30 protein-coding genes are annotated in these 25592 nt (G+C 44.5%); 14 read left to right on the forward strand and 16 right to left on the reverse strand.

The window, feature by feature from the left end; all coding sequences use genetic code 11:
- Positions 1-50 precede the first annotated feature (50 nt).
- Positions 51-1232 carry a TlpA disulfide reductase family protein gene (locus QQL36_RS28615; RefSeq protein WP_321567619.1) on the forward strand — a complete coding sequence of 394 codons (1182 nt, stop codon included), beginning with the start codon at positions 51-53 and terminating at the stop codon, positions 1230-1232.
- Between the two features lie 257 nt (positions 1233-1489).
- Positions 1490-2101: a hypothetical protein gene (locus QQL36_RS28620; RefSeq protein WP_321567620.1), complete on the forward strand. Its 612-nt coding sequence runs from the start codon at positions 1490-1492 to the stop codon at positions 2099-2101.
- Between the two features lie 362 nt (positions 2102-2463).
- Here the strand turns inward: QQL36_RS28620 and QQL36_RS28625 are convergent, their stop codons facing one another.
- Both QQL36_RS28625 and QQL36_RS28630 read right to left on the reverse strand, forming a co-directional pair.
- Positions 2464-2823 (reverse strand): hypothetical protein, encoded by a 360-nt coding sequence (locus QQL36_RS28625; protein ID WP_083723958.1) that lies wholly within the window; start codon positions 2821-2823, stop codon positions 2464-2466.
- A gap of 406 nt (positions 2824-3229) precedes the next feature.
- Entirely contained in the window at positions 3230-4375 is a 1146-nt protein-coding gene (locus QQL36_RS28630) for a PAS domain-containing sensor histidine kinase (protein WP_083723960.1), read from the reverse strand.
- 477 nt (positions 4376-4852) lie between these two features.
- Here QQL36_RS28630 and QQL36_RS28635 point away from each other — a divergent pair, with 477 nt between their 5' ends.
- Positions 4853-5017, forward strand: coding sequence for a DUF1328 family protein (locus tag QQL36_RS28635; protein WP_083723962.1), 165 nt, complete (start codon positions 4853-4855; stop codon positions 5015-5017).
- 46 nt (positions 5018-5063) lie between these two features.
- Here QQL36_RS28635 and QQL36_RS28640 read toward each other — a convergent pair whose 3' ends face one another.
- Together QQL36_RS28640 and QQL36_RS28645 are read right to left on the reverse strand one after the other, a co-directional pair.
- Entirely contained in the window at positions 5064-5666 is a 603-nt protein-coding gene (locus QQL36_RS28640) for a hypothetical protein (protein WP_321567621.1), read from the reverse strand.
- 71 nt (positions 5667-5737) lie between these two features.
- On the reverse strand, positions 5738-6031 hold the full coding sequence (locus QQL36_RS28645; RefSeq protein WP_321567622.1) for a hypothetical protein: 294 nt from the start codon (positions 6029-6031) through the stop codon (positions 5738-5740).
- Positions 6032-6140: 109 nt separating this feature from the next.
- Between QQL36_RS28645 and QQL36_RS28650 the strand changes: the two genes are divergently transcribed.
- The 7 genes from QQL36_RS28650 (at position 6141) to QQL36_RS28680 (ending at position 11029) form a co-directional block, all read left to right on the forward strand.
- Positions 6141-6857: a pirin family protein gene (locus tag QQL36_RS28650; RefSeq protein WP_321567623.1), complete on the forward strand. Its 717-nt coding sequence runs from the start codon at positions 6141-6143 to the stop codon at positions 6855-6857.
- Positions 6858-6920: 63 nt separating this feature from the next.
- Positions 6921-7499: a nitroreductase family protein gene (locus tag QQL36_RS28655; RefSeq protein ID WP_083723970.1), complete on the forward strand. Its 579-nt coding sequence runs from the start codon at positions 6921-6923 to the stop codon at positions 7497-7499.
- Between the two features lie 12 nt (positions 7500-7511).
- On the forward strand, positions 7512-7823 hold the full coding sequence (locus tag QQL36_RS28660; RefSeq protein WP_083723972.1) for a hypothetical protein: 312 nt from the start codon (positions 7512-7514) through the stop codon (positions 7821-7823).
- Positions 7824-8128: 305 nt separating this feature from the next.
- Positions 8129-8977: a pirin family protein gene (locus QQL36_RS28665; RefSeq protein WP_083723974.1), complete on the forward strand. Its 849-nt coding sequence runs from the start codon at positions 8129-8131 to the stop codon at positions 8975-8977.
- 55 nt (positions 8978-9032) lie between these two features.
- The gene (locus tag QQL36_RS28670; RefSeq protein ID WP_083723976.1) at positions 9033-9968 is read left to right on the forward strand and encodes a ring-cleaving dioxygenase; all 936 of its coding nucleotides are present in this window, start codon (positions 9033-9035) and stop codon (positions 9966-9968) included.
- A 96-nt stretch (positions 9969-10064) separates the two neighbouring features.
- The gene (locus tag QQL36_RS28675; protein WP_321567624.1) at positions 10065-10358 is read left to right on the forward strand and encodes a GNAT family N-acetyltransferase; all 294 of its coding nucleotides are present in this window, start codon (positions 10065-10067) and stop codon (positions 10356-10358) included.
- Between the two features lie 50 nt (positions 10359-10408).
- Positions 10409-11029, forward strand: a complete 621-nt coding sequence (locus QQL36_RS28680; RefSeq protein WP_083723980.1) for an alpha/beta hydrolase — start codon at positions 10409-10411, stop codon at positions 11027-11029.
- A gap of 76 nt (positions 11030-11105) precedes the next feature.
- On the opposite strand, the gene QQL36_RS28685 is transcribed toward QQL36_RS28680, so the two are convergent.
- Together QQL36_RS28685 and QQL36_RS28690 are read right to left on the reverse strand one after the other, a co-directional pair.
- Entirely contained in the window at positions 11106-11687 is a 582-nt protein-coding gene (locus QQL36_RS28685; protein WP_083723982.1) for a Crp/Fnr family transcriptional regulator, read from the reverse strand.
- A gap of 9 nt (positions 11688-11696) precedes the next feature.
- A complete protein-coding gene (locus QQL36_RS28690; protein WP_179091163.1) occupies positions 11697-11870 on the reverse strand; it encodes a hypothetical protein in 174 nt (57 codons plus the stop codon).
- A 121-nt stretch (positions 11871-11991) separates the two neighbouring features.
- Here QQL36_RS28690 and QQL36_RS28695 point away from each other — a divergent pair, with 121 nt between their 5' ends.
- The 3 genes from QQL36_RS28695 (at position 11992) to QQL36_RS28705 (ending at position 16062) form a co-directional block, all read left to right on the forward strand.
- Positions 11992-14457 (forward strand): hypothetical protein, encoded by a 2466-nt coding sequence (locus tag QQL36_RS28695; protein ID WP_083723984.1) that lies wholly within the window; start codon positions 11992-11994, stop codon positions 14455-14457.
- A gap of 69 nt (positions 14458-14526) precedes the next feature.
- On the forward strand, positions 14527-15546 hold the full coding sequence (locus QQL36_RS28700) for an aldo/keto reductase (RefSeq protein WP_083723986.1): 1020 nt from the start codon (positions 14527-14529) through the stop codon (positions 15544-15546).
- Positions 15547-15699: 153 nt separating this feature from the next.
- Entirely contained in the window at positions 15700-16062 is a 363-nt protein-coding gene (locus QQL36_RS28705; RefSeq protein ID WP_235643745.1) for a four-helix bundle copper-binding protein, read from the forward strand.
- Here the strand turns inward: QQL36_RS28705 and QQL36_RS28710 are convergent.
- The 8 genes from QQL36_RS28710 to QQL36_RS28745 are packed head-to-tail and all read right to left on the reverse strand — an operon-like array spanning position 16046 to position 22397.
- Complete coding sequence (locus QQL36_RS28710) at positions 16046-16576, reverse strand: 4'-phosphopantetheinyl transferase superfamily protein (protein WP_321567625.1); 531 nt, start codon at positions 16574-16576, stop codon at positions 16046-16048. The two genes, QQL36_RS28705 and QQL36_RS28710, sit on opposite strands and share 17 nt — an antisense overlap.
- Positions 16573-16821 (reverse strand): acyl carrier protein, encoded by a 249-nt coding sequence (locus QQL36_RS28715; protein ID WP_083723988.1) that lies wholly within the window; start codon positions 16819-16821, stop codon positions 16573-16575. The genes QQL36_RS28710 and QQL36_RS28715 overlap by 4 nt, the downstream gene beginning before the upstream one ends.
- Positions 16814-18091 (reverse strand): beta-ketoacyl-[acyl-carrier-protein] synthase family protein, encoded by a 1278-nt coding sequence (locus QQL36_RS28720; protein ID WP_321567626.1) that lies wholly within the window; start codon positions 18089-18091, stop codon positions 16814-16816. Before QQL36_RS28720 ends, QQL36_RS28715 begins: the two co-directional genes overlap by 8 nt.
- 17 nt (positions 18092-18108) lie before the next feature.
- Positions 18109-18558, reverse strand: coding sequence for a 3-hydroxyacyl-ACP dehydratase FabZ family protein (locus QQL36_RS28725; RefSeq protein WP_083723992.1), 450 nt, complete (start codon positions 18556-18558; stop codon positions 18109-18111).
- Positions 18559-18561: 3 nt separating this feature from the next.
- On the reverse strand, positions 18562-19455 hold the full coding sequence (locus QQL36_RS28730; RefSeq protein ID WP_321567627.1) for an SDR family oxidoreductase: 894 nt from the start codon (positions 19453-19455) through the stop codon (positions 18562-18564).
- A 57-nt stretch (positions 19456-19512) separates the two neighbouring features.
- Positions 19513-20565 carry a type III polyketide synthase gene (locus QQL36_RS28735; protein WP_321567628.1) on the reverse strand — a complete coding sequence of 351 codons (1053 nt, stop codon included), beginning with the start codon at positions 20563-20565 and terminating at the stop codon, positions 19513-19515.
- Entirely contained in the window at positions 20562-21272 is a 711-nt protein-coding gene (locus tag QQL36_RS28740; protein WP_321567629.1) for a methyltransferase domain-containing protein, read from the reverse strand. The genes QQL36_RS28735 and QQL36_RS28740 overlap by 4 nt, the downstream gene beginning before the upstream one ends.
- A 12-nt stretch (positions 21273-21284) precedes the next feature.
- Positions 21285-22397 (reverse strand): NAD(P)/FAD-dependent oxidoreductase, encoded by a 1113-nt coding sequence (locus QQL36_RS28745; protein WP_321567630.1) that lies wholly within the window; start codon positions 22395-22397, stop codon positions 21285-21287.
- 224 nt (positions 22398-22621) lie between these two features.
- On the opposite strand from QQL36_RS28745, the gene QQL36_RS28750 reads away from it, so the two are divergent.
- Positions 22622-23482 (forward strand): hypothetical protein, encoded by an 861-nt coding sequence (locus QQL36_RS28750; RefSeq protein WP_321567631.1) that lies wholly within the window; start codon positions 22622-22624, stop codon positions 23480-23482.
- 255 nt (positions 23483-23737) lie between these two features.
- Here the strand turns inward: QQL36_RS28750 and QQL36_RS28755 are convergent, their stop codons facing one another.
- The gene (locus QQL36_RS28755; RefSeq protein ID WP_321567632.1) at positions 23738-23944 is read right to left on the reverse strand and encodes a hypothetical protein; all 207 of its coding nucleotides are present in this window, start codon (positions 23942-23944) and stop codon (positions 23738-23740) included.
- A 164-nt stretch (positions 23945-24108) separates the two neighbouring features.
- On the reverse strand, positions 24109-25260 hold the full coding sequence (locus QQL36_RS28760; RefSeq protein ID WP_083724002.1) for a putative sensor domain DACNV-containing protein: 1152 nt from the start codon (positions 25258-25260) through the stop codon (positions 24109-24111).
- Positions 25261-25592 lie beyond the last annotated feature (332 nt).

Consider the following 25592-nt stretch of genomic DNA (forward strand, 5'->3'; position numbering starts at 1 on the left):
GCCGTCTGTAAAGATCCACTGTGATTCGAACTTAAATCCAAACAAAGGGTATGATTACACTATTCCCTATCACCCTGCGTGATCCGAATTTAACTCAAAACGAAGGTTATAATTTAACAAAAGCTACTACCATGCGATTATTATTCACACTATTACTCCTTCCTGCATTTGCATTTGCGCAAAAAGGTGATTACAAAGTAGAAGGTAAAATGTCCAACTGGAAAGGAATTGATTCCCTCACCTATTTTGTTGACAACAAGCATGATACCATTGTGGCGCACGATGGTAAATTTTCCCTCAGATTCAACCTGGAACAGCCAGCATTGATGTACATCCGGAAGCTCGATTTCACACATGAAAAACAGGTACCGGATGTTATCAAAATTTATGTAGAGAAAGGTACGGTCAGTGTTACTGGTACTGATTCTTTAAAGTATGCAAAAATAAAAGGCGGACCAGTGAATACGGTGTATGAAGAGCGATCTGATGTGATCATTCCTTTGAACAAGCATATGATGGAGCTGCGCCTGGCGATTGAAAAATACCCCAAAGGTCCGCAGCGTGATTCATTTGCAAAAACAGTAAAGGATGATTATGCAGCTACGCAGGATTCCATCACAAATTATTTATTGAGTTTTGTAAAAGCACATCCGCATTCATTTATTGCATTGCAAACCATTAGTGATATGGCAGGGGCGGCAGTAGACTATACGAAATACAATCCGCTATTTGAGGGAATTGATGAGTGGTTGCGTAAAACACCTTTAGGGATTGCCTTCGGCGAAAGACTCGCCATTGCCCGCAACCTGGCTCCCGGAGCGAAAGCGCCGGCGTTTACTTCTACGGATTTGAAAGGGGATAGTCTGGCACTATATACGGTGTTAAAACAAGGTAAGGTAACATTGGTAGATTTCTGGGCGAGTTGGTGTGGACCTTGCAGAGCAGAGAATCCGAATGTGGTGAAGGCGTATCAGGCATATCATGAGAAAGGGTTTAATATTCTTAGTGTATCGCTGGATAGCAAGCACGAAAAGTGGGAGGCGGCGATTGAAAAAGATGGTATGCCATGGTATCATGTAAGTAGTTTGAAAGGCTGGGAAGAGCCGGTGGCGACGTTGTATGATATTCATGCTGTGCCGGATAATTTGCTGCTGGATAGCAATGGGAAGGTAATAGCGAGAGGATTGAGAGGTGCCAGGCTGGAAGAGAAGCTGGCGGAGTTGTTAAAATAAAAATGTAAAACAGCCGGGATAAGAATATCCCGGCTTACTACGTAAACCTACAACTGTTATATACGCTTATTGTTACACTTTTTTTAAAGCAGCATAAAATTGCCTGATCCTTATTGAACCAACAAACGGAATTCCCTGAACCAGACAAATCGACTTCTGAAGTAGAAAATTCCCCTTACGAACATCACCCTCATTCTTGACCGCTATCATGTAAAAACGCTCACGTCGGTAATACCTTTGTTAAAACCAGTTATACTATGGAAAAGATTCTCTTTGTAACCGACGCACAGCAACTAAGCAACAAAGCAATGGATTTTGCCGGTTTTATCTGTCAGTTATCTAAATCAAAACTGACGGGTATTTTCCTGCAAAATAGTGCTGCCAGCGGTTTTAAAAAGGCATGTGATGCGAGGAGTATAGTAGGCGCGCTGCACCCTCATACGGTGATTACAAGTGCCGGTGTGGTTGCAGAAAGCCGTTTTGCAGACCTGGTACTGCTACAACCCGATGGTATAGCGCTGCATGGTGCAGCATGTCCTGTTGTGGTAATGCCCTCACATTTTGAAGGATTAGACCAGCTGGTATTCATCTACGACGGTGAAGCTGCCAGTATTAACGCTATCAAACAATTTACTTACCTGTTCCCGGATCTGAAAGATCTGCCGGTAAACGTAGTGTGCTTAACTGAACATGAGGAGGAACTGGGAAAATGGTTTACCAGCCATTACAGAGATGTGACCTTTACACATCATACACTGCCCGAGTTGAGAGAGTACCTGGGATGTAAGGAAAGGGCATTTATTGTAGTGAACAATGAGCTGCCATCTCAGCGGATGTCCAGCCAGGCATTGTTTGTCTGCAATAACTAACACATTCATTACCTATTTCACACTATACCTATGACTAAATCTTAACAACGACGACGACGAGCAATGTTAACCCAAAATCCATCGTAACAAGGTGCAATCCCGATGCAGGGCTGGTCTCTAAAAAGATCAGCCCCTTTCGTTTTACTGAAAAGGGGCTGAGTGGTTTGTACTTACTGTTCAGCCCTTACCATGGCTGCAGGGGGGCTGCCCATTCTTTGATACAGCGATTTTATGAGTTGATTCGTTTTTGATTTTTTCTGCATATAGAAGCCTATTCTTCAGTTTATAGGTTCCTATATTTCAGCACTTTAACCTATTTGTGGTAATAGCAGGCTGGTACCTGATTTCAGACCAAAAGGTCCTTATAGTACCCCAGCTCCCATCTCATCCTGTATCTTAAGTGTCAGGTGATCGGTACGTGTGGTGAGCAGCCAGTTAAGACCGCTCTGACGCAGCACCTGCACAGACAGGCCTATTTGTCTGTAAAAATTCTTTTCCAGTTCAGCTACGGTTCGATCTTCACTGATGTCGATCCAGCCAAAGCTGTGGATCATACGAATATCTTCGATGGGGGTATTCAATGGCCACTTCTCATTGCGGGGACATCCTTCCCCTGCTTCATGGGGGTGCTTATAGAATTCCAGTCTGAGATGAGGATATGCTTCCTGAAACTTGTCCTGGATATTTTGCAGCACGTCTTCTTCGCTGATATAAATTTCCATGGTGCACGTATTTAACTGTGATAAAAGCATAGTAGTCGCTTTAATGAGTTCGTAATTTTCGTAAATGGCGTCGGTCGTAAAGGGCTGGTTACTCGTCTTTAGGAGATAAATTTAGGACGGCTGTCATTGGTCAGCAATGATAGCAATCAGGGGGCAGGGTGCTTAAGATCAGTCAGTAGGGGGAATGGGGCATTGCCAGGTAAACCGGGGGTATTTGAAGCAAAAGGCAAAATATAACTGGAAGGAGGCAAAAGATAAGAGGTAGGGAAATAAACCGGGATAAACTGGCGTAAATGCTAAACGGAGAAAATTCGAAAACAAACAAACCTAAAATAAAACAAACTTATATACCTAACGACCGGCTCGCGAAAAGGTGGCTTACCGGCCATACTTCTATAAATATCAATCAATTATGTGATCTCAACGTAATCCGGAACTCCGTCCCATTATCCAACTCACTAATACACTCAATCCTCCCATTCATCAACTCCGTATACTTCGCCACTATATGCAATCCCAACCCAGTCCCCTGTATATTCGACACATTCTCCCCTCTAAAAAACCTTTCAAACAAATGCTGCTGATCCTCCTTCGAAATCCCTACCCCATGATCCTTCACAGACAGCACCAACTCATCCCCCACATACGTAGTCGTCAACACCACCGGCTTTTCACCTAGCGAGAACTTTATCGCATTAGACAATAAATTGATAATAATATGCTTAATTAAAACCGGGTCAAGCGTCAGTATCGTCTTCCCTATATGGTCATATTCTATTTCCTGCCCTGGTCTGAGCAGTCCAACGAGTTCGCTGATAATATTCTCTATGTGCGCCCTGATATCAAATTCCGAATACCGTACCTGTATCGCTCCTTCTTCTATCTTCCCTACCGATAGGAAATCATTCAGAATATCCGTCAACATATTCACGGCCGATTTGATCCGCTCTATGTGCTTATACCGCTTGGGCTGCTCCTCCGTAGTCTCATACCTGGCAATCAGGAAGATCGAAGAAAGGATCGTACTCAGTGGGGTTCTGAATTCATGCGACGCCATGGTTACGAACCGCGACTTCAATTCATTCAGCCCTTTCTCCTTCTCCAACATCTCACTAAGTGCCTTGGTACGCTCATCTACCTTCGCCTCCAGCTCTGCATTGAGGTTAATGAGTGCCTGCTCTGAAGCCTTGCGGGCAGAAATATCGCTCACAAAGGCGATCACAAAGTGGCCGCCATCGGTAACATAGTTACCAAGACTCACCTCCACAGCAAACTCACTCCCATCCTTACGACGGCCAAAAAGTTCCAGACCGGCGCCCATAGGACGATTCCGGGGATGCTTATTGAAACCATCTCTGTGGTGAACATGCTGGTGCTGAAAACGGGTAGGTACAAGAAGCTCTATGAGCTGGCCCAGCACCTCATCTTCTTTATAGCCAAATTGGTTGAGCAGGAAAGGATTTGCGAGTATAATCCTACCCTTTTCATCTGTTACAATAATACCAATCGTGGCATTATTGAATAATACGTCGAAGCCTATTTTACTAATCATTGCTGGGAGTAAAATTAATAAAAGACACTTACTAAAAAAATGGTAAATTAGTTACCAGTACCAAACATACCGTTAATATAGGAAATAGACACCTCCAAAAAAGTAAATCTTTAATTGGCCATAATATCCGCATATCGGCCATGCTACCTATCGTTCAGGTACCTACGATTCCCTCTTACCAGCAATCTGAATATAGAACACCCTTACAATTTATAAACACTGACAGCTGTAAAATTTACAATCCATGGAAACTTTTTCTAAATTGATGAATTAGGCAGCCCCTGCTATAATGGAATACGCTATATTTAGAAAAAAAGGGTAGTTTCACCGTACTGATGGGGTCCCGATACATACTTTGTGGAAGTTAGGTCACACATTCTTTCCCAAATCACCCTCCAGACCTGCTTTTCTTCTCCGGCATTATTTTAGATTCATATACCATGACAATACATTTACTCATTATAAAATCTTAAAGTTATGTTACGCTGGACAATTACATTCTTAATTATCGCTTTAGTCGCTGCTTTGTTTGGTTTTGGTGGTATCGCAGCCAGTGCAGCAGGCATTGCAAAGATTATTTTCTTCATCTTCCTGATCCTGCTGGTTATTTCACTGGTTATGGGCAGAAGAAGCCGCATATAATTAATAAGAACGCTTCTGATGTTGAATAGCAGAAGCGTTCTTATTGTTATAAATTGAATATACAGTTTACGCCATATACATTTGGCCTGTAACTGGTCAACCCCTTCATATAAGTGAACTTGATTTCCAGGTTATGCCGGCGGCGATGCCCCATACCTATACGGAAACCCGCATTACCAGTCACTCCCAGTGTACTGTTGTCCGAAGTTTTGTAATTTCCATTGTCATCATAATACTCACTATACTCATCGGTAGACAGGTGATATCCATAACCCGCACCTGCAAAGAACCCCCATTTCTTATGGCCACCTTTCACCGCACCCGCACCATAGTTGAAGTTCAGGATCACAGGAATATCCAGCATAAATCCAATGCTGCTGGTATTATCATAATAATAGCCATCATAGGAATCTGACGAATACCCCTCGTTCACGCCCGCGCTAATAGGAATACCGACAGAAAAAGAGGTATTCTCCTGCTCAGCAAAAAACAAAGCCGGTGAATAGGTAAAGGTAAAATTGACTTTGGTATCCATGTACTGAGCATCTTCTACTGAGATACCCGCACCAAAACCATTCTTAAAATGTTGGGCAAAAGACGATTGCATGGACAATAAGGCTACTGCAGCCAGGAGTAAAACTTTTTTCATCTTTGGGTGTAAAGTATTGATTTAAAATAAGTAAGAAATTGTCCCGCCACGCACATCCGGCTTTTCATGGGTCATACCTTTTGCATAATATACCCGGAGTTCCACGCTATAAAACCTGCACCTTCATTTACGATGACGCCTGTGCTTTGATATGTAACATTTTTAGACGTCCCTGTATAGCCATTCTCTGTGGAATAGGCCCCCCCTATATAACTCCCCGGATTAAAACGGTTGGCCCCCATGGGCACAATGGAAATTTCACTTTCATTGGCGCCACTAGCGCCAACTCCAAACTTATACTGCTGGGCCACAATGTGTTGCAAAAACAATATGCCTAAGGCAAGTAATAGCAATGTAGCTTTCATATATAGGTATTAGGGTAAAACGGGCCTAAAGATATCAATTTTCTTAATCCAGATTAATGGTTTACTCAAGTAAAAAGTTCGATATTTGTTCCAACAAATGAAACATACAATGGCAAAAACAATTCTTCATACAGCAGCTACCAGAGGACATGCCGCACACGGCTGGCTCGATAGTCATCATACATTTAGTTTCGCAGGTTATTACAATCCTGACAGAATGAGTTTCGGTGCCCTCAGGGTATTGAACGACGATATCGTAGCTGGTGGACGTGGTTTTGACACCCACCCGCACGACAATATGGAAATCATCAGTATTCCCATCGAAGGCGATCTGGAGCACAAGGATAACCTGGGTAACAAAATCATCATCAAACAGGGTGACATCCAGGTGATGAGCACCGGCACCGGGGTATTCCACAGTGAATACAACGCTAACGCCGACCGGCCAGCCAAGTTTCTTCAGATCTGGGTATTTCCAAACCAGCTGAATGTGACACCAAGGTATGACCAGATCACACCCGACCTGACACAAAAGAACCAGTTGCACCAGATCCTCAGCCCTTATCCTGACGATGCAGGTACCTGGATTTACCAGGCTGCATGGTTCAACTTAGGTCGCTTCGATAAGGACTTTTCTACTACCTACCACATTCAAAAACCAGGCAATGGCGTATATGCATTCGTGATTAAAGGTCGCTTCAACATAAACGGACAGGAACTGGATGCGAGAGATGGCTTTGGTATATGGGATACAGACAGTTTTTTGCTGACGGCTTTAGAAAGCGATGCGGAAATATTGCTGATGGATGTACCTTTAAAACCGTAAATTATACAAATACTAATCAGCCCCGCTAATAATGTGGGCTATAACTTTGCAAAATTCTCTTTTATGTCATCATCAGTTAAGATCGCACAGACATCACACAAGGTATTGGATTTAATCAAAGAACGCTGGAGCCCCCGCTCCTACTCTGGTACACCAGTGACGGAAGAAGAAGTACTGACCATCCTGGAAGGTGCCAGCTGGGCACCAAGTGCGAACAACTCACAACCATGGCGATACGTATACGCATTAGCAGGTACACCGGGTTTTGACAAACTGTATTCTGCACTGATGCCGGGCAACCAGCCATGGGCAAAGAATGCAGCAGCACTGGTACTGAGCATAGGTATCAAAGAACTGCCTGACCTGGAACAGAAGAATCACTACTATGCACACGACACTGGTATGAGCAACGCGTTCCTGCTGTTACAGGCAGATAGCATGGGCATCAATGGTCACGTGATGGCAGGTTTCCACAAACAGCAAATTGCTGAATCACTGGAACTGCTGGCGACTGAAGAACCACTGGTGATCATCAGCCTGGGTCGCAGAGACGATGCAGAGAAACTGGAAGAACCTTACAAATCAAGAGAGCTGGCGCCAAGAACACGGAAGCCACTGTCTGAATTTACCAAACTGGTTTAAAAACATTGCACTATGACAACCGGGCATACTAACATACTCGCAATCGGACGCAATGAAGAGATCATGACAGTGATGCAGCGATTGCTGAATGCTCCTGAAGACTGGTCCGGACAGGCCGTGACAACAGATGAAGCAGCGTACGAGGCCTTGCTAAACGCACCATACGACATCATTCTATTGTGTGCAGGAATTTCTCCTGAAGAGGAGACAGCGCTGAGGGAACGGTTGTCAGCCCTTGCCCCTGCTGCCATCATCACCAGACATTATGGTGGTGGCAGCGGGTTGCTGAGGAACGAGATTTTATATCTTTTGGATCAGAGATAAATGAGATCATGGCAGGAAGTTGCTGAGGAACGAGATTTTATATCTTTTGGATCAGAGATAAATGAGATCATGGCAGGAAGTTGCTGAGAGCGAAATTTTATATCTTTTAGATCAGAGATAAATGAGATCATGGCAGGAAGTTGCTGAGAGCGAAATTTTATATCTTTTGGATCAGAGATAAATGTGATCATGGCAGGAAGTTGCTGAGAGCGAAATTTTATATCTTTTAGATCAGAGATAAATGAGATGATGGCAGGAAGTTGCTGGGGAACAAAATTTAATTGCTGTTAGATAAATAATAATTTATGAAAAAGGACATTACCCATATCCTGGATGGCAGGAGCAAAAACATCACTGCTACGCAGACGGTGTTACAACCCTTGCCACATGCGGATTTCCGGTTTGCAAGCCCCTTTATCGTATTGCACCATGGCGGTCCTGATGTGATTCCAAAAGGATCTGACAGCCGTATTCATCCGCATCCGCACAGAGGTTTTGCGCCTGTTACTTTTCAGCTACAGGGACAGGCACACCACAAAGATAGTTTTGGCAATGATCAGTTGCTGAATGCAGGAGATGCACAGTGGATGTTTGCCGGGAAAGGGATCCTTCACAGCGAAGGCCCTTCAGAACAGGAACACCGTAATGGTGGTGTGGAGGAGATTTTACAGTTATGGGTGAATGTGCCTGCAGCGAATAAATGGGATGATCCTAAATACCAGTTTGCGCATAAATCAGCAATGCCAATCGTATTGGATTATTTGAGATTGGTGAGTGGTAATTTTGATGGAAAAACCGGTCCGGTAAATATTTCTTATACACCGGTTATATCCGCTGTGGGCGAGGTGCCAGCTGGCAAAACCTTAACATTTAATGTAGTCGCAAATTATTGGACGCTCGTATATATCGCGCATGGAAGTGTGAAAGTGAATGAGGTGACTGAAGTAGCAGAACATCATTTAATTGTATTCGATAAAACAGGTGATGAATTTACCATCACCACTACGGAAGATACGCAGCTGCTCTTCCTTTCCGGCGAAGTCATAGACGAGCCAGTAGCAGCAAAAGATAACTTTGTAATGAGTACAATGGCAGATGTAGACCAGGCCATTGAAGATTATAAAAATGGTTTATTCGGCACCCTGAATTACTAGCCCTACCTTATTGGCCGAAGGTTACAACATATTCAACTTTTAAAAATCGACATTTATGGAAGATAGAATCTTAGGATTGCACCACATTACTGCAATCGCGGACAACGCTAAGCGGAATCTTGACTTTTATACCAATATACTGGGAGTACGGTTTGTAAAAAAGACCGTGAACTTCGACGATCCGGGTACTTACCATTTCTATTTTGGTAATGAAACAGGTACACCCGGCACTATTCTTACATTCTTCCCATGGGAGGGCATTGGCAAAGGTACTACCGGTACCGGTATGGCTACTGAAATCGGGTATGCTGTACCTGAAGGTAGCCTTGAGTTCTGGGCAGCACGCTTTAAAGAAAAAGGTGTGAAGCATGGTGAAATTGCAGAACGCTTTGGTGAATTGTACCTTCCGCTGGAAGATCCGGATGGACTGAAACTGAACCTGATCGTACCTAAGCATGTGGATGATCGTAAAGCATGGGAAACTGCGGATGTAAAGGCTGCACAGGCAACAAAAGGTTTTCACAATGTGACTTTAAATTTGCGTAGCATTGGCCCCACAGCGACTGTGTTGACAGAGATTTTAGGTTATCAGCCACAGGGTGTGGAAGGCAACAGACATCGCTTTGTAACGGATGCAATTGGTAACGCGAATATCGTAGATCTGATTGAATCTCCAAAAGAAGCGGCAGGTAGAAATGCAGCAGGTACCAATCACCACGTGGCCTTCCGTGTGGAGAATGATGAGATCCTGATGAAGTTCCGTGAGAAAGTGATGAAGAAAGGATTGAACATCACACCGAAGATTGACAGGGATTATTTCTTCTCTCTTTACTTCAGAGAGCCAGGTGGCGTGTTGTTTGAATTAGCAACAGATAATCCAGGTTTTACTGTGGATGAGCCGCTGGCAGAACTGGGGCAGGATTTGAAATTGCCTGCACAGTACAGGGCGATGAAAGATGAAATTGAGAAGGTATTACCCGCTTTAAAATAAATAATATTGGCAGGGGATAGTTGTTGATCAGGTAATCCTTTATTATTGGAAGGTACTACCTGATTAGCAAATATTCCCTCCTTTAAAACAATTTTTATGGAGGAAGTTGTAATCAGACTTAACCAGAAAAATCATGGTGCTTTTTACCTGATGCTGGATAACGAACAGGTAGGTGAGATGATGATTGGGATTGATGGAGAAGTGCTTACTGCCTTTCACACTGAAATACATCATACACAGGAAGGTAAAGGACTGGCCAAACACCTGCTGAATGCGATGGTAGCTTATGCGAGGGAGCATAAACTGAAGGTAAGACCTTTGTGTATGTATGTACTGGCACAGTTCAAAAGGCATCCGGAAGAATACGCAGATATCTGGTTGCAGCAATAAAGAACAGTTATGAAAAAGGATACCCTTTTTCATCAAAAAAGGAGATAATAATGACGCATCAGAAAAATATAGTGACGGCAGGAGTGCCGCTCACTCAGGCAAAGAAGGCCCTGATCATGATACATGGACGTGGGGCGAGTGCACAGGACATCATTTCCCTGGCTACTTATCTGAATGTAGGCGATTATGCATTGCTTGCCCCTCAGGCAAGTGGGCATACCTGGTATCCTTATTCATTTATGGCGCCGGTGGCGCAGAATGAACCGGGATTGAGCAGTGCTATTACGGTGTTGGAATCTATTGTAGCCGATGTAATTGCCGCAGGCATTCCGGCAACCAACATCTACTTTATGGGCTTTTCACAAGGGGCCTGTCTTACGCTGGAATACGTAACCCGTCATGCACAGCAGTATGGTGGCGTGGTGGCTTTCACCGGTGGTCTGATTGGCGCTTCGCTAGAGATGTCTAATTATAACGGAGACTTTGCCGGCACACCAGTGTTCATCGGCAGCAGCGATCCGGATATGCATGTACCGGTGACAAGGGTTCGTGAGAGTGAAACGATCATGAAAACAATGGGCGCGGATATTACTGTAAAAGTGTATCCGGGTATGGGCCACACCGTGAGTCAGGATGAGGTGGAAACCGCGAATGCATTGGTATTTAAGTAAGCCCGGGAGCCACTTGTACAGGTTCCTCCTGGTATTAAGTAAGCTACATGATATACCCTGGTATTTAAATCCTCCTTTACGGTTTTTTATACATCGTGCTCCTTACCTTACTGAGAAACTCTGGTGATACACCAATATATCGCGCTATCTGGTGTTGAGGTACCCGCTGTACGACTTGAGGGTATTTGTCAATAAAAGCCAGATAGCGCTCTTCTGCAGTCTGGGTAAGAGTTGCATAAAAGCGTTGTTGCATTACACCCAGTGAGCGCTGTACCAATATACGAAACACCTTTTCAAAGGCAGGGATCACATCAAATAGAATCTTCTTATTTTCAAAATTGATGACGAGCAGCTCACTATCTTCCAGCGTTTCTATGTTCTGTGAGGAAGGCTGTTGTTCCGAAAAAGAGCTGAGGTCACTGACCCACCACCCTTCTACAGCAAAGTTCAATATCGTCTCTGTACCGCTTTTATCTACATAATAGGTACGGATACATCCTTTCAGGATGAATGCTTCAAACTGACAGATCTCCCCTTCTCTAAGCAGGAATTGTTTCTTCTTTACCTTTTTGAATTCCAAAAGGGAATGAAAGATTTCAGTTTCCTCGGAAGTGAGTTTTATGTATTTCGAGACGAACTGGTCAAGTGCTTCAAACATGAGGCAAATTTAAACCACCCCGGCCAGATTACGCATATATTCAGTAGGAGTTTGTCCGGTAATCTTTTTAAAGTACGGGTGAAAATTTAAATACCCTTTAAAAAAGTATTCGCCTTTGGGTGAATGCTTTTTTTTCGTGTGTGGATGGCCTGCGGCAGGCCAAAAGAGATTAATTTTACTCATTATATAAATTATTTATTTTACTAATAAAAACCAATCCTGTAATTATTCGTCCATTTAAAAACATCATCTTAGTATATTTATCACATATTATTGATATTGCAGTGTAATAAATAAGTTCCGCATGGCCTCTATAACGAATAGAAAGTACACCCGGTTAAAATGGATCATCCCAGCCTGTGTGATTGGAATTTGCTCGATTTTCGCCAGTCTGCCGATAGATGGGCTGCCTGAAAAGGTAATGAAAGCGCTGGAAGAATTTGCCAAACGTAATCCGCAGGAGAAAGTCTATCTGCATGTAGATAGAGATTATTATGCTACCGGAGAAACCATCTGGTTCAAAGCATATGTGATGTTGCAGAACCAGCCTTCCCTGACCGCGACCAACCTGTACGTGGAATTACTGGATAAGAAAGGAAGTATCGCAATGAAAAAACTGCTGCCTGTGGGTGGCGCTGGTGCATCCGGCAATTTTGTGCTACCGGACACCCTTCCTGCAGGTAACTACCAGCTCCGTGCCTACACCGCCTGGATGCTCAACTATGACACAGATTACCTGTTTTATAAAAATATTGCCATCTACGATAGCCGCAAACGTAATGCTTTGCAGAAACTGGATACTAGTACCGCGATCGTAAGCAACGACTTCTCTGTACAGTTCTTTCCCGAAGGTGGTAGCCTGATGAACGGTGTAAGCAGCACCGTGGCATTCAAAGCCCTCAAGGCAGATGGCTATCCTGCAGAGGTAGATGGTAAGATCGTAGATAGTAAAGGTAAAGTAGTGGCACAGATCAAATCAGAACACGATGGCATGGGTAGTTTTGACCTGGAACCTGCCAAGGGACTAACTTACAAAGCACAGATGCAGAGTGCGGACGGCAGCAGCAAGGAATTTACCCTGCCAGCGGCCAGTGGCAAAGGCGCCATGCTGAAAGTGTTCAACCGGGGGGCGCGCATTTTTTACCAGACCACCCTCGCCAATACCCTGGATACTGCGTACGATGAACTCATGGTCTTTGCACAAATGCAGCACCAGATGGTATACCGGGCCATGCTGAAAGTATCTGAAGGCCGTATCAGCGGTTTTATCCCAACCAACCAGCTGCCTAGTGGCATCCTGCAGATCACCCTCTTCAACAGTCAGGGGGTACCATTGTCTGAAAGACTGGTATTTGTTCGCAAGAACGATCAGCTGGACCTAAGTCTGCAAAATGCTAACATCGGAAGGGAAGAAAGAGAAAAGAGCACCATTGAGCTGCTGGTACCTGAGAGAATGGCCACCAGCCTCTCCGTTTCTATCACAGATGCCGATAAGGTTCACCCGGCAATTGACGAGAACAACATCGTCTCCAACATTCTGCTTACATCTGACCTGAAAGGATATATTTATAATCCTTCCTGGTATTTCAAAGATACTTCCGCCACTACCCTGCATGCACTGGACCTGGTGATGCTGACCCATGGATGGAGAAGGTTCGTATGGAACAAGATCCTGAACGATACCATGCCGAATATCCGCTATCCTTATGAGCAGGGTATCCGTCTGAAAGGTAGTGCGTATGCCAATAATGGTAGCATTGTAATGGCAAATGGAAAGGTAGATTTCATTATCAAGAACCCGCTGGATAGCACCACCTCTTTTGCATCTGCACCTACAGATAATAAAGGAGACTTTGTGCTGGATGGTTTACAGTTCATGGATACAGTGAACATCTTCTACCAGGGTAATGATAAAATGAAACGATATAGCAATGTGATTGTGAAATTCAATAACCACTTCTTTGACAACAGTGTACCGGTGAAGACCCCGTATGCAACGAAGAACCCAGTGGTAATGGATGCCAATATGCTGAGCGCTTACCTGAATACGGCGTATGAGAATGGTCGTATCGCCAAGTCAATCGCCAGCCGTTCTATATTGCTGAAAGAATTTAATGTAACAGAGCGTAAGGTAACACAGGTACAGACCACAGAGAGTCGCTATGTATCAGGTATGTTCACGTCTGACAATGGATATAGCTTTGACCTGACAAAAGAAACGCCGACTGCGCTGAACGTATTCCAATATTTACAGTCAAGAGTAGCAGGATTGCAGATCACAGGGGATTATAACAATCCAAGTATGACGTGGAGAGGTGGTACGCCTACCCTTTACCTGAATGAAATGCCAACAGATAAGAGTATGCTGGCCACGATCAATATCAATGATATTGCGCTGGTAAAAGTATTCAGACCTCCGTTTATGGGCGGTGTCGGTGGCGGCTCCAATGGTGCGATTGCGATTTACACCAAAAAAGGTGGTGATAATCAGGGTGCAGATGGTGTGAAAGGATTTGAGCTGTACAGAAAAGCAGGTTATAGCATTGTGAAAGAGTTCTATGCTCCTGATTATAGCCAGCGTAAGGAAATTTACAGTCTGCCTGATAAACGACTCACACTGTACTGGAATCCAAATGTAGCGATAGATTCTATTACGCATACGGCGACATTGACTTTCTACAATAATGATATTCCTTCTTCACATTTTAGAGTAGTGGTAGAAGGGATTGGAGAAGATGGAAGAGTGGGAAGAGTTGAACAGACTTACTAAGGTTTGATATCTTTTTAAATAGTAAAAACCCTTTGCATTTCGCAGAGGGTTTTTCTTTTAAATTAGGATATGAAATACAATTTACTGGGCCATACCGGCCTTAAGGTATCAGAGCTTTGTTTAGGTACTATGACCTTTGGTGGCAAGGACAAAGGCATATGGACCGCTATCGGGCAAGTGGAGCAGGATGGGGTGAATGAGTTGATAAAAAGCGCGGTAGATGCGGGAATCAATTTTATTGATACTGCAAATGTATATTCAGAAGGGCTGTCTGAAGAGCTGACAGGAAAGGCGATCAGGCAGCTGGGGTTGGATAGGGATGAATTGGTGATAGCAACGAAAGTGAGAGGGAGAATGGGGCCTGGACCGAATCAGGTAGGGTTGACGAGGAAGCATATTTTGCAGCAGGTGGATCAGAGTTTGCAAAGGTTGCAGATGGATTATATAGACCTTTACCAGATACATGGCTTTGATCCGGTGACGCCATTAGAAGAGACGCTGAGTGCACTGGATACGCTGGTGAAGAGTGGTAAGGTGCGCTATATCGGTGCGAGTAACCTGGCAGCGTGGCAATTGATGAAAGCGTTGTCTTATTCCCAATATAAAGAGGTAGCTCGTTTTGTTTCTTTACAGGCGTATTATACCATTGCGGGAAGGGATCTGGAAAGGGAGATCGTGCCTTTGTTATTAGATCAGCAGGTAGGATTGATGGTGTGGAGTCCGCTGGCGGGAGGGTTATTGAGTGGGAAGTATAAGCGGGATCAGCAGGGGCCGGAGGGGTCGAGGAGAGTGGCATTTGATTTTCCACCGGTGAATAAGGAGAAGGCGTTTGATATATTGGATGTGATGCAGGAGATAGCGGATAGTAAGCAGGTTTCTGTGGCGAGATTGGCATTGGCGTGGTTGCTGCATCAGAAGGTAGTAACGACGGTGATAATCGGGGCGAAGCGTCCGGATCAGTTGGCCGATAATATAGCAGCGGTGGATGTGGTGCTGAGTGAGGAAGAGTTGAAGCAATTGGATGAGGTGAGTAAGTTGGCGGCGGAGTATCCGGGGTGGATGTTGGAGCGACAGGGAGCGAATAGATAAAGAACCAAATAGATAAGTGAGCGAATAGATAATAAGGAATGATCGGATTAATCCGCAATACGATCATTCTTTCCAGCCCCGAACAAATGTCGGCTTCGTTGACATTTGTTCGGGGCATTGTTATTGTACTCCTTTCTTAAAAATATTACCACCATGATGAATGAACAACAATACCAGGAATGCATCAATGCATGTATGGAATGTGCCAACACATGTGATTATTGCGCTTCATCCTGTTTGAATGAGGCGAATGTAATAAATTTGCGCCGCTGTATCCGCTTAGATTTAGAGTGTGCAGCTATATGCCGAATGGCGGCAGAGGTGATGAGTTTGAATGGACAGTTTAGTGAGCAGGTTTGTAATTTATGTGCGGAGGTATGTCATGCTTGTGCGGACGAGTGCCAGCGACATGCGGATATGGGTATGGAGCATTGCAGGGAGTGTGCGGAAGCGTGTAGGAAGTGTGCTGCTGCGTGTGAAGAGATGGCCCACCATGCAGTTAGACAGGTAAGATAGCTTTAAATATTTTTTGTTTTACCATCGCCCAATAACGCCCATGATGGCTGATTGACACAGGTTGATTATCTATCATGGGCATACCATTCTCATCTTTATAGTATTTAATCGTGGGATCTTTACACACCTCTAATTGTGGAAATAATTCAGGATTTGCGACAGCAATGGTGTGGATGAATTCGTCAGTAATTTCACTTTTAATAAAAAACTTCTCCCCTTCATACTTAAATATATTTTCAGAGAACCAGGTAATAGACAATGGCGCATAGCGGCGTTGTAAAGTAGCCCTGTTTATAATTTTGTACACTGATTCTTTAGCGCTCCATAACCACCAGACTGTTTTGTCATCTTTGATTAAAGATTGCTCTTCCGGGGTAAAAATTTTGGAGAGGTAATTGGGTCTTCGCCAATTACTCTCCACAGCGGCAGTGCGCAGGTCTATGATATCATTACCGATTAAGGGGATCTTGATATTATTTATGATCAGGTTATCCGTGACACCAGACCCCATCATGCCAGCTTCGTTTCTATGATTTCTATGGCGGATTTTACATTCACCATTTTCTCCATAGATTCATTATCAATCACAATATTATACTTCTCCTCCACATCCAATATCACATCCACCAGATTGGCAGAATTAATTTTCAGATCATTAATAAAATCTGTATTCTCATTAATATTCGCCAGTGCTTCTTCGTCTTTTGCATAAGGCTTTACAATAGCTTTCAGCTCGGCAATTAAGGTTTCTTTATCCATTGATATATTTTTTCAAGATTACACAGGCATTGACATCTCCAAATCCAAAACTTGCCTTGGCGATGATATTTAAATTTACATTTATTAACTCACGGGGAACGCAGGCTTCATCAATAATAGCACTGATTTCAGGATGCAGGTCTTCACAATTGATATTCGGGAAAAGGAAGCCTTCTTTCAGTTGCAACACAGCAGCGACCAGTTCTATACTCCCGGCCCCACTCAGACAATGTCCTATCATTCCTTTCAGGGCATTGATATAAGGGAACTCTTTTCCTGCACGACCCAGCGCCTTACTCCAATTTTCAATTTCCAGCGAGTCCTTGCTGGTAGCGGTCAGGTGACCATTAATAGCGTCTATATCACTACCTGTAATACCTGCCTGGGCCATGGCCTGGGTAATGCAACGTTGCACGGCTACGCTGTTAGGAGCTGTCATAGTGCCATCGCCTCTTTGTCCGCCGGAATTGACATGACCACCTAATATTTCTGCATAGATGGCAGCCCCTCTTTCCAGAGCGCTATCCAGAGATTCTAATAATAACGCTCCGGCCCCACTGCCTGGTACAAACCCGCTGGCAGAAGCGCTCATGGGTCGTGAACCCTGGGTAGGAGTATCGTTATGTTTATAGGTACATACTTTCAGTGCATCAAATCCACCCCAGATATAAGGTCCGGCATCGCTGGTACTACCTGCGATCATTCTTTTTGCCTGCCCGTTTTTGATACGTTCAAATGCCATGAGCACAGATTCAGCACCGGTGGTACAGGCAGAGGAATTTGTCGTGACCTGGTTGCCGAGGCCCAGTTTACCTCCCAGCCAGGCGCTGATGCCACTGGCCATGGTTTGTAGTACAACGGTGCTGCCGAGTCTTCTTACCTGTAAGGAATCTACTTTATAGATGGCTTCTCTTAGTTTATCCAGGCCGGAGGAGCCGGCGCCAAAGATGATGCCGCTGTCCCAATCAGGGTCGGGACCTTCGGTTGGTTGGAGGCCTGCATCTCTCCATGCATCGATGCCAGCTATCAGCCCATATAAGATACCGTTGCTATTAAAATTCCGGAGCTCAAGCGGATCAAGGTATTGTAATTGCAATTCATCAGATACTTCCGGCTTACCGGCTATCTGACAGGAAAATTGTAATTCAGCCAGTTGAGGATCATGGCGGATGCCAGAGGTGCCGGTTCTAAGGGCTTCTGTAAAAGCTGGTATGCCTACTCCGTTTGGAGCGGCTACGCCTAAACCCGTGATGACAACTCTATTGCTCATAATTTGTTTTATTGCTGTTATTCAGCGAATGGCTTTGCAATCAACATCCCGGAAATAACCCCTGCACACACTTCCCTCCCAGCCTCATTCCGCATACTCACCTTACACTTCAATTTCCCAAACCGGAAATACTGCTTCTCAGAAGTCACCGTTACCTTCTCTCCCGGAAACACTGGATGCATAAACTCTATTTCTGTAGCCGTCAACCCAAACGCCATACCGGAGCCTTCAGGAACACCACCTTTGATATAAATACCAAGGCATACCAGGCCAATCTGTGCCATCGTCTCGGTAAGTACAACCCCTGGGGTAACCGGAAATCCTTTAAAGTGTCCTTTATAAAAATCCATGTCTGCATGGTACGTAAAATGCCCAACCACCTTATCACAATCAATATAATCCAACCCATCCACAAATAGGAATGGCGGAGAATAAGGCAGGAAATGAAGTATCTCGTGTGTAGTCATGATCTAACATATATGTGCGCCTCCGTCCACTGGAATGATAGCGCCATTGATCCAGGCAGCTTCATCTTTACATAAAAGGTAAACAACATTAGCTACATCTTCGGGGGTCGTGAGCCGCTGGAAAGGACTGCGGGCTTCGCTCCAGGCGATCAATTGATCGCTACCGGGTATAAGTTGCAGGGAACGGGTATTAGTAGTACCTGCCTGGATACAATTTGCACGAATGCCAAGGGGCGCGAATTCCAGGGCAATATTCCGGCTGATGGCTTCCAGTGCCGCTTTGGCGGCAGATACGGCAGCGTAATGCTTCCATGCACGGTGACTACCTTCGCTGGTGAAGGATAGTACACGGGCATCAGTAGCAAACAGGTTCCTGAGAGACACATCTTTTACCCAATCATAGAGGCTGTAGGCCATACTATCGAGGGTAATGCGAAAATCATCTGTACTGAGGGTCGCTCCGCTGGCAGGAGGCATGGCTTTGATCTTATCACTGTCAATGCTGGACGCAATGCCATTATCAAGGCCCCTAACGTTGAGACGATCACTGCTACTCACACCTGCCGTCACCATCGCCTTCAGCGTCCCTCTCGCAATGCTATGCACCAAACATCTTACTTTCCCCTCTTCTCCCATACTACTCTCCAAACGCTCCAATATCTGCATACGCTTATCTGCGCGGGTCACATCTGCATTAAAAGTAATCACCTGCACCCCCATCTCTCTTATCCCTTCAAACCCGGCATTCACCTTTTCCATCTCTACCCCGGGATCACGATGAATAATACACAGATTCATACCATGAGCAGCAAGTTTTTGAGCAGCTGCAAGGCCAAGGCCCGAACTACCACCAAGAATGATCGCCCAATAATGATGATCGCTGAATTCGTTTGCCATTATACTAGTACTGAAATACTTCCTTTATTGCTAAAATAATGATTTTAAACAATAGCCTTACCATTGCAACAAAATCCGCTGCGCCGAGAACCCCGGTCCAAAACTCAACATCAACCCTTTCTCCCCTTCCGGCACCTTCCTGTCCATAAACCTTTCCAACACATACAACACCGTCGCACTCGACATATTCCCATACGCCCTTAACACCTCCTTCGTATCATCTATATTCTTCCCCAGATCCTTAAACAACTCCTCCACCGTCTGTATAATCTTCTTTCCCCCGGGATGAAATATAAAATGCTGGATCTCATCTATCGTAAACCCATTCCTTGCCAAAAAAGGATGTATGATCTCAGGAAAATGCGCCGCTATCTGATTGGGTACTTCTACATCCAACACCATTTGCAAACCCGTATTCGTCAAACGAAATCCCATCAGGTGTTCTGCCTCATAAAAATGATACATCTCCTCCCCTAATATCTCCGGCCCCTCATCATCAGGATGAGAAGACAATATCACACAAGCCGCCCCATCTCCAAAGATCGCCGCACTTACAATATTCGGCATGGAAAAATCTTCCAGCTGAAAAGTAGCCGTAGGCGACTCTACCGCAATAACCGCCGCACGCTTACCCGGATTTGCCTGCAAAAATTTCTTGGCGTAAATCATTCCGGAGATCCCTGCCGCACAGCCCATTTCCGTTACGGGAAGTCGTATAATATCCTGTTTTAATTGCAACGCATTGATCAGGTAAGCATCCAGCGAAGGAATCATGATACCCGTACAACTCACTGTAATAATGTAATCCAATGACTGAGGCGATAAACCCGCCTTAGCCAGCGCCCCTTCCAGACATTCCTTTCCCAGTTTGATCACTTCTCTGACATACAGATCATTCTTCTCCTCAAAACTGGTTTTGCTAAACACATCTTCCGGCCCCATAATAGAATATCGCCTCTCCACCGCCGCATTCTCAAAGATCTTCTTCACCTTCCTGGCAAATCGCTCCTCCTGCCCGGACAACCAAATATCCAGGAAAGGCATAATTTCTTCTGTAGTACGGGTATATGGTGGCAAAGCCTTTGCTACCGACTGAATTTTTACACTCATAATTTTGATATTATCCACTGGTAGCGGTAAGCCCATTTCCACCTGAGGGTATATTGAACGATATTTAACGATGTTGCCAGCGCGATCAGCTCCTTTCTTTTAAAACCACGCAGTATAGAAATGCGTCCATCCTCCTTTGCCATCGGCCCCAATCCCCACACAAAACTAAACAGACAAAACAGGTAATAAGCTACTTTACTACGATGCAGGTCATTGATCACTATCCCTATCCTTGCATTGCGCTGTAACAGTTGCAATAAGTTTTTTATTGCTGCCTCGCTAAAATGATGTAAGGTCAATGTGCACAATACAATATCATATTCACTGTAAGTAAATTCTTCAGAAAAGATATCTGTACAATGATAACTAATTTCAGGATAACCTGCGGACAATGTAATGGCATGTTCTATGGTAAAACGGTTTGCATCGATCCCCCTCAGCTGTACAGAGCGGCCTTTTTTGCGCGCCCAATCTGCCAGTATACGCAACATATCTCCATTCCCACAACCTACATCTGTTATACTAACGGTATTGCTTATAGGAATGGATTGCAGTAACCGATTTACTCCCTGAACTGTAATACGGTTACCTCCAAGTAACTGGTTGATCCCTGCTATTTCATCAAGTGTTTGTCGCAGGCTGTCTCCTTCCATCTGGAAGTCGTCCATGCTCTCAGGTGCGGATGTTCTTTGACTGGTATTGATCATTAATTTTTTGTACTACACTGTTAACGGCTTTCCATGCGTTTGCCTGATGATGAATGGCAATAATGCAGGCATTGCAACCACTGTTCTCATGCTCATTCCGGAAAGCCATGGATGCGTGAATATAGATGAAAGCAAGCTACCGGCCTTCATACGTTTAGCGAACTGCTGATTCCACTGCCGCGTATATTCTTTTTCCAATATCGCCCTCGGCTGCCCCTGTAAAATTTGCTGAGCCGCCAGCTGGGCACTACTTATCGCCATCGCCATACCATTGCCACAAAGCGGATGAATTAAACCAGCGGTATCACCCGTCATCAATATATGCCGATCTACTTTTTCCTTTTCTGAAAAAGAGATCTGGCTGATCGTCAATGGCCGCTCAAAGAGCGGTTCACTATTGGAAAAGATCTCTTTTAAATAGGGATTTTCGTATAGTACTTCCCGGCGGTGGTCGTCGATATTCTTATAATTTTTGAAGGTCTCATAACTTGCGAGGTAGCAGATATTGATAATGTTATCTTCTATTTTTGATACCCCACAATAACCACCTCTGAAATTATGCAATGCCACCAGTCCGTCGGGGAAAGGACCCTGATAATGCGCTTTGACTGCCAGCCAGGGAGATTTCCGGGAAATGAAATCCCTGTTCAGCTGTTGGTCGAGGGCGGCCCGCTTGCCATAAGCGCCGATTACATGTGCGGCAAACAATGTACCGTTTGCTACCGTTTCGATTGCAAACTGTTCATTTACAAAAGAAATGTTAATGACCGTATCCTGTAGAAGGTTGACACCATTGTTCACTGCCTTTCCCATTAGAAATGCATCCAATGCGTAACGGCTGATACCGACCCCCCCGAGAGGAAGACGGGTCTCCACCTTTTTGCCGGAAACTGTGGAAATACATACCCTTTCAATCAGGGCAGGCGACAGTTCAGCAGGGTCGGCACCCAGCCATTGTAAATAAGGTAATACTTCGTTTGAGATGTACTCACCACATACTTTGTGCCTGGGGTAGGAATGCTTCTCGATGACAGTTACATGCAACCCTGCTTTTGACAGATGAATAGCGGAGGTAAGGCCTGCCAGTCCACCACCTATGATAATGACTTCGCGAACTGGTTGCATAGTTTAGAATTCTGAAGCAAGTGTACACATTTTTTTTTACAAGCGAAAAAATCGCTTTCGGTAAATGCGATTTTGCAAGGCGGTAATCACCTGCGAGGGGCATAGAAGGTATTATTTCCAGGAGAAATAAATTATTTTTTTCACCTAAGGCAACCTTTTGAATTCAATTACCGTATTACATTTTCGGAGTGCACATCCATATTTAATCATTTAACCGTAAAAAGATGAAATCTAAAACATCTATCCTGATCGCTGTAGCAGCAATATCGTGTGCATTCCTCACAGCTTGCAGTAAGGATGACAACAACACAACTACTCCTCCTGAAACACCTGTAGCAAAAGTACAGGTGTCTGCAGATGCGACTTTAGGAAAAGTGCTGACAGACAGTGCAGGCAGAACCCTGTATTTTTATACGAAAGATGCAGGCGATACCTCTACCTGCACAGGTGGCTGTCTGGCTGTATGGCCGGTTTTTTACAATGCTAATCTGAGCCTGACTGATACAAGTCTGCACACCTCAGATTTCGCTACAATCGTAAGACGTGATGGTTTAAAACAAACTACTTACAAAGGATGGCCATTGTATTATTATGTAAAAGATACTTTGCCAAAGCTAACGCTGGGTGAAAAAATTGGTAACATCTGGTATGTGGCAAAACCTGATTACAGCGTGATGCTGGTGAATGCACAGCTGGTAGGTAATGATGGTGTAAACTATACCAGCGCGTATGTAGCAGGTGATGCAGTCACCCAATACATTACTGATGCTTATGGCAGAACACTGTATACATTCTCGCCGGATAAGTTTAACACAAACACATTTACAAAGTCAGATTGGTCTAATAACGCTACCTGGCCGGTGTATGAGTCTGATGCTTTTAAATTCGCACCTTCACTGCTGACGAAAAGTGATTTTGACACCATACATATTTATGGACATGTACAGTTGACTTACAAAGGATGGCCGCTGTACTACTTTGGTGCAGATGCAATGACAAGAGGAAAGAACAAGGGTGTGAGCGTACCAGGTCCGGGTGTATGGCCAATAACGAATAGCAATAGTGTGGTTGCATCGCAACCATAATTCCGGGCCCTCTGTCGTCTGAATCTATTATTCCCGGATTATAAGAGGGATGAGCTGGCTGGTCTTTTCAGGCCAGCTTTTTCTCTTTTTCAGGAGGTATTCATTGAGAGAGATGAATGGGGAGGTGATTAATACCGAAATACCAACAGGGGATTATCTGACGTGATATGGTAGAAAAGATCAGGTTAAGCAGCGATAACCTTACGAGACTTATAAGAAATGATAAGAGTAATACGTACTCCTACAGACCTAACCCTACCTGATTTGCCTGAATGTCAGACTCATTCTTCCATTCAGTGTATCCGTAGGTGGTATTCTCATCTGAGAATAATTATAAGCCTTCCCATAACTAACGGTTTTGCGGGCCAACATGCTTGTATCCCAGTCAACATGATCATGCAGGAACTGATACAGCTCCCCTGCATGATTAATAAATTCGGGTATAAACGTTATTCCATTCATTATTACACAAATAAGATTTCTATAGGATCAACCGGAGATCAGCAGTACAAAAATAATATATCTATATTATACATCTGCACAATCTGACCACACAGCATCTATAACTACAACAATAATATATCTATTCTATGCGCCTGCACAATCTGACCACGCAGCATCTATAACTACAACAATAATATATCTATTCTATGCGCCTGCACAATCTGATCCAACGGAGACCATGAGAATACTGTAAAGTACCCATCCTGCGAAGCCACCAGCGCCAGCGCATCCCGCTGATCATGAATAAACTGTGCCGCTGAAAAATGCCGCGTCCCTCCAATATTCGAAGGATGCATTAACTTAGGCGTTCCATCCGTCACCGGCTCTATATACAACACCTGGTCCACCGTCGTACCATCACTGGCACGCGCTATCTTAGACCCAAAAGTCAGCAGCTCATGCTTGTCATTGATCACCGTCGCACCATCTACAGCAGTGAGTCCTGAGATATTCTCAACCTCTCTCCGCAACGCATTTTGCCAGTATAACTCAGTTACTTTCCCACAATTTTGTCTTAATAGATCCGCTACACCAGAAAAAGGCGGCGCCACCGGATACTGTAAAGGATGTATGATCGAATTCTTCCAGTTATCATGCTCCGCAGGTACCACCAATAATATACCTCCCCGGCGATGTGCACGCATAGAAACTGCAATCTGGATCAATACATTGACAGGGTCATTCCATACACCAGAAGAATCCTGGCCCAAAAGTGAAGTAAGTATAGCCGGCGTATCAATTCTCCGTGCGCAGTTTTCATCTACGATCTTTACCTGGTCTCCTTTTAACATCGCCACATTGGCAAATTTGCCCATCCCGATTATCCGGCGGTGTTTCACCACCAGCAACCCCGGTTCCGAAACATCCAGTACAAAACAATAATTGGGGAGTTTCATGGTAGTTCCCCATATATACAACTCCTCACCTTCGTACCACACCCCAATATGAATCCCTGCTCTTTCCACACCGGGAGCCAACTTTGTCAGCACTCTCGGATCCAATGGCATCGGTTGTTCAAACAACAAAGGTTTCCCCGCCTGCGAGGGTGGCAAAAATGCAAGAGAGATCCGGATCGGTGCCCCTTCTTCTCTGCGGAGACTGGCCCAGAATGCCACGTCAATTATTTTTTCAATCACGCCCGCCTCAGGCGCATGCGCCAAATCCTCCTCCCCGTTTTCGCTGGCCAGATTTAAATGGTGTAAGAAATGGGTTGCTATTGTGCCGGCAACTTTCGACGCTGCCTGATATGTAGATTCAAATGAAGTTACTTCCATATACCAAAGATAATAAATTGCATAACTCGTATAATCCCCTCCAATTGCCAACAAAATCCGCCTCCTACCCCCCAGCTCACAACAAACCTGAAATTGCATAACCCGTAAATCTCCTCATAATGCCGACAAAATCCGCCTCCTATCCCCAACTCACAACAAACCTGAAATTGCATAACCCGTAAATCCCCTCATAATGCCGACAAAATCCGCCTCCTTTCCCCAACTCACAACAAACCTGAAATTGCATAACTCGTATAATTCCCTCTTATTGTTGACAAAATCCACACACTACCCCCTGCTGGCAACAAATTTGCGTCCCTAATAAAAACTTA

Source organism: Chitinophaga sp. LS1, assembly GCF_034274695.1.
Lineage (GTDB): Bacteria > Bacteroidota > Bacteroidia > Chitinophagales > Chitinophagaceae > Chitinophaga.